Raw genomic sequence first — 4,050 nt, 5'->3', positions numbered from 1 at the left:
CAGCTGGTGGTGCGGCGTTTGCCCGACTACGAGGACAAGGATCGGGTGCTGGCCGGGGAACCGGCGATGTTTTTGCTGATGCGGCTGGGCGTGTTGCTGTTTGCTTTCGAGATCGAATATGCGCTGCTGTTGTGGCCCTGGACCGATGGTTTTGGCACCGCGTTGCGAGAGGCGGGAAGTTCGCTGTTCACCCTCGGGTTCGTGGCCAGCCCCGGCGCGGTGCCCACGGCCATCAACGTGCTGGCCGCGGCGACCGGGCTGGTGGTCGTCGCCTTACAGATTGCCTATCTGCCGGCGCTGTATGCGGCGTTTAATCGCCGGGACGGTGATTTCATACTGCCCTTTCTGCAATTGCGTGTCGGGATCTTCTCGTTGGTGCGGTGCAGAGCTGGTTGAACGGTTGGGTGTCATGGTGCCGGAGGGCACTGACATTCTGTGGTGTGGTCAGGCTCGAGTGCGCGGTTTGGTGCGCCGGGCTGCGGGGTTGAGGTGCCCGGACTCGGTGATGCGGCGGCGACACTCGATTGCGACGTGCTGAGTCCAGCGGATGCAGAGCCGGTTGCCGGCTCCGCGGCGGGCGGTGAGTTTGCCCGTCTTGATCCAGTCGTAGATCACACCGATGTTGCAGCCGAGTCGCCCGGCGGCGTCAGCGACGCTGATCTCTCCGTGGGCGTAGGGCGAAGGGGCAGGGATGCGGTAAGCGTGCCGGATCCATTGGACAGCGGCGATGTCGAAGGGTTGCCCGTGGCCGGTGGTCAGCCCGGCAGCGTTGAGCTTGTCGGCCATCTCGCGGGTGTCGGTGGTGGGGCCGAGCTGGCGGATGAGCTCGACTGCTGGTGAGGGGCTACGCTTGGCCGGGCCGGGTGGCAGCGGCCGGGTCACGAGGAGTTCGTCGGTGGAGCCGGTGTGCCAGCGGAGTCCGATTCGTGCTGTGGTGGGATCGGTTTCGGGTAGCAGCGTGACGTCGGCGATCAGAGTGCGCAGGAGCCGTTTGCGGTCCTTGTTGCTGGTAGTAGGTGCCTGCCAGAGTCCGGGCAGATCGGCGGCCAGGTTCTCCAACTCGACTCGGGTGGGTAAGGGCGGGCGGGCATCCTGGGCGGTCGCCAGGGCCTGCTCGGTTTCGGCCAAAGCGGCGAGTTTCGTCTCCCAGCGGGCCTCCAGGGTGCGAGCGACCAGCCGGTTTTCTGGCTCCACCTGGCAGAAGGCGCGTTCGGCCCGGTCAGCCTCATAGCGGGCGCGTTCGACGGCGAGTTCGGCGGCTCGGCTGATGCGTCGGTGCCGATCGGTGACGTCGTCGGCGGCGGCCAGGGCGAGCGCGATCTCGGCGGGGTTGAGCGCTTGGAGCAGCCTGCCGGCGACTGCGACATCGACTGCGGACGCGGCGATGGACCGGCAGGTCGGGGTGGTGAGCCCATCGGCGCGGCGCGAGCACTCATAGGAGGGTTTCTGGCCGGAGCGATAGTTGGTGCGCATCGGCTTGCCGCAGGACCCGCAGGTAATGATGCCCTGGCACAGTGCTGATCCCTCGCGGGGTGGCCGGGCCCCGGCGTTGGTGCGGTTGGCTGCCAGCTTGGTCTCGTTGGCCAGGTACTCGGCCCAGCTGAGGTAGCTCTCATGGTGATCGTGGATCAGCACGGGCCACTGGGCGCGGGGCCGTTCGATGAGGCTGGTGCGCACCGTGCCATCAGGGTTGACGCTGCGGTGGGAGGTGTAGCGGCCGTGCACGTAGGCCCCGGCGTAGCAGGGGTTTTTCAGCACTCCCAGCACTCGGGCGTGGGTCAGCCGGCCCCACCGCAGCTGCCCAGCCCAGGCTCCGCCATAGGCGCGCAGCGGGAAGCGCCGGTCGGTGAACGCGCTGACCACACCGTAGGCCGAGCCGCACGCGGCGAAGGCGGCGAACAGGTCACGGATCGCGGCCTGCACCTCGGCGTCGGGGTCGATGACGACCTCGCCGGCCTGGTCGTGGACATATCCGACGGGCAGCGGGGTGCGCAGCTCGCCGCGCTGGGCTGCGGCCTTCTTGCTGGCTGCCAGGCGCTGCGCCATGACGTGGAGCTCTACCTCCCCGATAGTGCTTTTCATCCCGAGCAGCATCCGGTCGTTGACATCGCCGGGATCGTAGATGCCATCGGCGTCGATCAGCAGCGTTTCGGTGATCGCGGCGAACTCCATCAACCGGGCCACCTCGGCATTCGAGCGGGCCAGCCGGGAGATCTCGATCCCGAAGATCGCCCCGACCTCGCCCGCGCAGACCCGGCCCACCAGCTCGGTGAATCCCGCCCGGGCCACACCCCACCGGCCGGAGACCCCCAGATCGGTGTCGATGACCACCACGTCCGCCCGGGCCCAGCCCAGCGAGACCGCTACCTCGGCCAGGCCGTACTGGCGCGTGGTGGACTCGGTGTGCTCGCGGACCTGGGCCATCGACGACTGGCGCAGGTAGATCACCGCCAGCCGGTCGCGGTGCGTGCCGCTGATCTTCGCCTCGCCGTTCATCACCGCCACCTTCCAGCGCCGCTATCGTCATGTTGGCCAACACCGTCACCGCTTCGGCCCGCAGGAATCCGGTCGGCACGACACTCGGCGCCGCGGTCATCGGCTACCTCAGTTCCCGCCTGGCCAGCAGCTCGGCGTTGATCGCCGAAATCTCCGCCAGCACCGCCTCGACCTGCTCGCCCCGAGCCAAGCCGGCCCGCACCAGGGCCACCAGATCCGAAGGCACGTACCTCAACCGCCCCCGGCCCGCTGTTTTCGCAGCGAAATAGGCGTACGGGCCGTGCGGATCGCCCCCGGCACAGCGGCAGCCCGGCTTGCCGCAGCGACGGGTCTGCTCCACCAGCGACCCGGCCAGCACCGCCTCCACATCCCCCAGCCGCGCCGCGAGCCGCCGCCGTCGCGTCCGCAGCACCCGGGTCGACAACCCAGTCAGATCGTTCTTGTGCTCTTTCATCGCACAAGAGCATGCCGTCACCAGGCACGGCAATCAACGAACCTGGATCGCGCGTGTCACCGCAACCAGCTCGGCCAAACCCTCGGCCGACAACCGATGCCCCTGGGGCGGCTCACCCCGATCGGTCCAGGACCGAGACACCGTCATCTGCCCACTGACACCACCGGAACACACAAACACCGAATCCCCGCCCCGGCGCTTGACGAACAGCACCTCCAGCCGCTGACCACTCAACGCGTGGAAGGGATGCGTGACGAGAACAAAACCCAAATCATCACTGGACGACGCGGCACTATGCCGCCTCCGTCGGAATCCCGAGCTTTCGCAGTTTCCCCGATTTACCTTTCGGTATCATCGTCTGCCGCACTTCCACCGGCTGGAACTCGCCAGACTTCAGCGAGTTCCGAAGCTGATCCAAAAACGCCGTGATCCCGACGCGGGATTCGATGTAGGTCACCGTAACCCGATCGATTCCCGCCGTCCTTGCCCCGGCGTTAGAGGACACGCGTTCCCACGCATGCACCAAAAACGCCGGATCGTAAACAAGGTTGAACAGGTCGCCGAACCGGCGGGATAAGTCTTCTCCCGCCCAACGATGTAGCTTGATCTGCATCCTCCGTACCGCAAAGTACGCCGAATCAACCTCCGGCCACTCCACGGCGCCGATATTCACCGGCGCGTCTTCAGACATTGCATCCTCTCGCTAAAACTGACACGCTGCCGCTCTTCCCCATGTGCACGGGCTTTCCCCGGCTCGGAGTACTACAGCGGCTCCGCCCCGCCCATGCCTTCAGCCGGCGTCGCGCCTATCCCGGTCCGCTGCCGCTGGCTTGCAGAAAAGGCCCGGGAACGGTCACAGGGCAGTTCCCACGTTCACTGATGTCCGGTCAACGGGGGAGGCATCCGGCTTTACCCCTGCGGCATCGCCACCGTTACGCCGTAGTCTTTCACCGTGGCCTCCCAGCCCAGGCTTTCGATGCCCGACCAGGAGTTCCCCACCCGACATGAAGGGTGGGTACGCGCCGCGAACCAGCCCACATCCACCGGGTTAGAGCTGGCGGCCCATTAAGAGGCGTAACAACACCGGTTCCTCGCGTATA

5 protein-coding genes are annotated in these 4,050 nt (G+C 66.7%); 1 reads left to right on the top strand and 4 read right to left on the bottom strand.

What is annotated here, in order from left to right; genetic code table 11:
• A partial coding sequence (locus tag JOZ76_RS34230) for a hypothetical protein (protein ID WP_291705800.1) occupies positions 1 to 396 on the top strand: 396 nt, incomplete at its 5' end.
• Positions 397 to 444: 48 nt separating this feature from the next.
• On the opposite strand, the gene JOZ76_RS34225 is transcribed toward JOZ76_RS34230, so the two are convergent.
• From JOZ76_RS34225 to JOZ76_RS34215, 4 genes are all read right to left on the bottom strand, one after another.
• Positions 445 to 2,496, bottom strand: a complete 2,052-nt coding sequence (locus JOZ76_RS34225; protein ID WP_291705799.1) for a recombinase family protein — start codon at positions 2,494 to 2,496, stop codon at positions 445 to 447.
• Between the two features lie 103 nt (positions 2,497 to 2,599).
• A complete protein-coding gene (locus tag JOZ76_RS34220) occupies positions 2,600 to 2,950 on the bottom strand; it encodes a DUF6788 family protein (RefSeq protein ID WP_291705798.1) in 351 nt (116 codons plus the stop codon).
• 33 nt (positions 2,951 to 2,983) lie between these two features.
• Positions 2,984 to 3,220, bottom strand: a complete 237-nt coding sequence (locus JOZ76_RS38475) for a DUF5372 family protein (protein WP_366938662.1) — start codon at positions 3,218 to 3,220, stop codon at positions 2,984 to 2,986.
• Positions 3,221 to 3,242: 22 nt separating this feature from the next.
• The gene (locus tag JOZ76_RS34215) at positions 3,243 to 3,641 is read right to left on the bottom strand and encodes a hypothetical protein (protein ID WP_291705797.1); all 399 of its coding nucleotides are present in this window, start codon (positions 3,639 to 3,641) and stop codon (positions 3,243 to 3,245) included.
• Positions 3,642 to 4,050: the final 409 nt, after the last annotated feature.

This window comes from Bradyrhizobium sp. (genome assembly GCF_019244115.1).
In the GTDB taxonomy this organism is placed as follows: domain Bacteria; phylum Pseudomonadota; class Alphaproteobacteria; order Rhizobiales; family Xanthobacteraceae; genus Bradyrhizobium.
Note: the sequence above shows the minus strand (reverse complement) of the source record. Positions and strands in the feature narration are given on the sequence as shown.

Coding starts and splice junctions, on each gene's coding strand:
- JOZ76_RS34215 (WP_291705797.1), bottom strand. CDS start 3,641: ATGTCTGAAGACGCGCCGGTGAATATCGGCGCCGTGGAGTGGCCGGAG.
- JOZ76_RS34220 (WP_291705798.1), bottom strand. CDS start 2,950: ATGAAAGAGCACAAGAACGATCTGACTGGGTTGTCGACCCGGGTGCTG.
- JOZ76_RS34225 (WP_291705799.1), bottom strand. CDS start 2,496: ATGAACGGCGAGGCGAAGATCAGCGGCACGCACCGCGACCGGCTGGCG.